Annotated in this window: 4 protein-coding genes; 1 reads left to right on the top strand and 3 read right to left on the bottom strand. The window is 76.8% G+C overall.

All coding sequences use genetic code 11. The features are described from left to right. Nucleotides 1-43: 43 nt before the first annotated feature. Nucleotides 44-700, top strand: a complete 657-nt coding sequence (locus ACIQOV_RS34870) for a hypothetical protein (protein ID WP_401054861.1) — start codon at nt 44-46, stop codon at nt 698-700. Nucleotides 701-727: 27 nt separating this feature from the next. Here the strand turns inward: ACIQOV_RS34870 and ACIQOV_RS34875 are convergent, their stop codons facing one another. The 3 genes from ACIQOV_RS34875 to ACIQOV_RS34885 form a co-directional block, all read right to left on the bottom strand. Continuing rightward, nucleotides 728-1,162: a hypothetical protein gene (locus tag ACIQOV_RS34875; RefSeq protein ID WP_401054862.1), complete on the bottom strand. Its 435-nt coding sequence runs from the start codon at nt 1,160-1,162 to the stop codon at nt 728-730. 96 nt (nt 1,163-1,258) lie between these two features. Continuing rightward, on the bottom strand, nt 1,259-1,936 hold the full coding sequence (locus ACIQOV_RS34880; protein WP_401054863.1) for a YoaK family protein: 678 nt from the start codon (nt 1,934-1,936) through the stop codon (nt 1,259-1,261). A gap of 145 nt (nt 1,937-2,081) precedes the next feature. Further along, the gene (locus ACIQOV_RS34885; RefSeq protein ID WP_401054864.1) at nt 2,082-2,816 is read right to left on the bottom strand and encodes an MgtC/SapB family protein; all 735 of its coding nucleotides are present in this window, start codon (nt 2,814-2,816) and stop codon (nt 2,082-2,084) included. Between the last annotated feature and the right edge of the window lie 245 nt (nt 2,817-3,061).

Raw genomic sequence — 3,061 nt, forward strand, 5'->3', positions numbered from 1 at the left:
CGGGAACCACCCTGCGCCCCCGCGTCCCTGAGGAGCCCTCACCGTGTCCAGCACACCCCGTCCGGCCCGGCCCGCGTCGCTCCCCCGACGCGCCGGCCGACAGCTGCGGCGGGCCCTCGGTGCCCGGCACGAGCCGCTCGTCCGCCCCCTCGACCGCTCCCGGGCCCGCGCCTGGCTGTCCGCCCTGCTCGGCGCGGTGCTCGCGCTCGCCCTCGCCACGGGCGGCTCCCTGCTCCTCTACCGCTCCACCGCCCACCTGGCCGACACCGACCGCGCACGGCTGCAGCAGGTCGACGCCGTGGTCCGCGGCGTCCCGGACCGCGCCACCGCCGTCGGCAGCCGCTTCGCCGGCGGCTACAGCAACCGGATCGACGCCGACGCGGCCTGGACCGCCCCCGACGGCACCCGGCACGTCGGCACCGTCCAGGCCCCGCACTCCGCCGTCACCGGCAGCCACGTCCCCGTCTGGGTCGATCCGGCCGGCGCCGTCTCCGCTCCCCCGGCCGACCGCGTGGCCCTCGCGGTCTCCGCCGCCTGCACGGGCGCCGGGGCCCTCCTCGCCCTCCTGGCCCTGCTCGCGCTCGCCCTCCGGCTGCGCCTCCACGCCCTCGACCGCCGTGCCGAGACCGCCTGGAGCACCGGCTGGGCCCGCCTCGAACCCCGCTGGAGCGGCCGCGCCGGCCACCGCAGCGAGGACTGACCGGGGCCGGGGCCCGACCCCGGCCCGTCAGTCGCCGGTGACGCCCCAGAAGTAGAGGCCGTCAGGAGCGCCGTCCGGCCCGTAGGTGACCGTGCAACAGCCCGAGCCCCGGAAGGAGGGCGGGAAGTCGATGTCGCCCGCGCCCTTCTCCTCGGCGGCGCGGACGACGTCCAGCGAAGGCCGGTCGGTGCCGAACAGCTCCACGACCTCGGCCCCCTCCACCACCCGGACATCGCCGTGGTCCTCCTCGTCGACGGCGCAGTGGACCACGGTGACCACGTCCAGCACGGAGTGCGCGCCCTGCTCGTCGAGCCGGCCGGAGTCCATGAGCTCCGCGAGCGATCCGAGCCCCTCCCGCAGGTCGTACCCGTCCTCCGCGAAGACCTTCTCCCTCAGCGCGTCCAGGGCGGCCTGAAGGTCCTCCCGATGGGGAACCGCGTACGACCAGGCGCCGGCGCCCATGCAACTCACCTGTCCCTCACGACGATCCGTAGGCCGCGGCCTGCCGGGACGGTAGCGCATCGGGCGGACCGCGACTCCGGGGCCGTCGTCGCCGGGTCAGCGGGGGCGGGTCCAGGCCGGGGCGGGGGTGGGCCTGGCCGCGCGGTGGGTGAGGGCGGCGACGGCGAGGAGCAGCACGAGGGCCAGGGCGAGGGCGAGGGGGACGTTCGCGCGGAGGACGAGGACGGCGCCGAGGAGGGCACCGGCGAACATCCAGACGGCGGAGGCGAGACGGCGGGGGCCGGTGCGGTCGGCGGCCAGGGCGGTGATGGTCATGGTGAGCACGGTGGTGGTGAGGTCGGGCACCTTCAGGGCGCGGACCACCGCGTTCTGGCCGCCCATGGCGAAGCCGAGCAGCCCGATCAGGACGTAGCGGGCCGGGTCGCCGGTGTGGCCGGCCACGGCCGCCAGCACGGTGGCCGCCGCGACCAGCGCCGACTGGACGGCGACGGCGGCGGTCAGCAGGTGACCGCGGTGGCCGGGCAGACGACGGGCGAGGTGACCGCCGGCCAGCGCGCCGAGCAGGAAGGCGGCGAGGGCGGCCAGCGAGGCGGTGGCGGAGAGGTTGGCGGCGCCGGCCAGGGCGAAGCCGAGGAACACCACGTTGCCGGTCATGTTGGCGACGAAGACGTGGCCGAGTTCGAGGTAGCTGACCGCGTCCACCACTCCGGTGACCACGGTCAGCACCAGCAGCATCGGCACCAGCGGCCCGTGCTCGGGTTCGGGGGTCGGCATCGGGCCTCCAGTCGGTTCGGGCGGGGTCGGGCGGCGGTTCCGGGGCGTGCGGGGCCTGCGGTGCCACGGCGGCGCGGCGGCACGGCGACGGCGACGGCGACGGCGACGGCGACGGCGACGGCGACGGCGCGACGGTGCTACGGCCTCAGGCGAGCGCCGGGTTGCCGGGGTCCTCCGGTTCGTCCTCCAGGTGCCAGTGCAGGTCGCGCACGCCCGGCTCCAACGACAGCCGGGTGACGACCTGTTCGAGCGCCGGGGCGACCGACCCGGTGATCGCGACGGTGGCCCGCAGGCTGGTGGCGTCCCCGCTGTCGGTGCGGCGGGCCCGCAGACCGGTCGGGGCGAGCCCGGAGGCGGCGAGGGCCTGGAGCAGCAGGGCCCGGATGTGGGTCTCGGACTTGCGGTCGCACTCCAGGTGGATGGTGGCGCGGCTGGTGGAGTCCGGGTCGCTGCCGGACTGCGGGGCCCGGTCGAGCAGTCGGCCGGCCGGGCGCAGCACCAGGTGGACGGCGAGCACGGCGAGCGTGCCGAGGACGGCCAGCTGCAGTTCGCCGGCGGCGGCCAGCACCCCGACGGCGGCCGAACACCACAGCGTGGCCGCGGTGTTGAGGCCGCGCACGCCGGCGCCGTCGCGCAGGATGACGCCACCGCCGAGGAAGCCGATGCCGGAGACGACGTACGACGCGACCCTGGTGGGACTGCCGGTGTCGCCGACGGCCTCGCTGTAGAGCACGAAGAGGGTGGCGCCGGCGGCGACCAGGGCGTTGGTGCGCAGGCCGGCCATCCGGGCCCGCCACTGGCGCTCGACGCCGATCAGCGCGCCGCAGGCGACGCCGGTGGCGAGCCGGACGAGGAAGTCGACGGTGGTCAGGGTGTGCACGACGGCACCTCCTTCACGGGAGGAGGGTACGGACGGGTGGCGAGCCGCCGCCCACCGACCGTCCGTGCGGGGCGGGCAGTGACGTGCGGTCGGCACGGCCGACGGTTCGGCGCGCGGTCTTGACGACCTCGATGATGGCCATCACCCCCGCGGCCGACGGGTGGCGAGCCGCCGCCCACCGACCGTCCGTGCGGGGCGGGCAGTGACGTGCGGTCGGCACGGCCGACGGTTCGGCGCGCGGTCTT

The sequence above is a fragment of the Kitasatospora sp. NPDC091257 genome (assembly GCF_044757675.1).
In the GTDB taxonomy this organism is placed as follows: domain Bacteria; phylum Actinomycetota; class Actinomycetes; order Streptomycetales; family Streptomycetaceae; genus Kitasatospora; species Kitasatospora lactacystinica.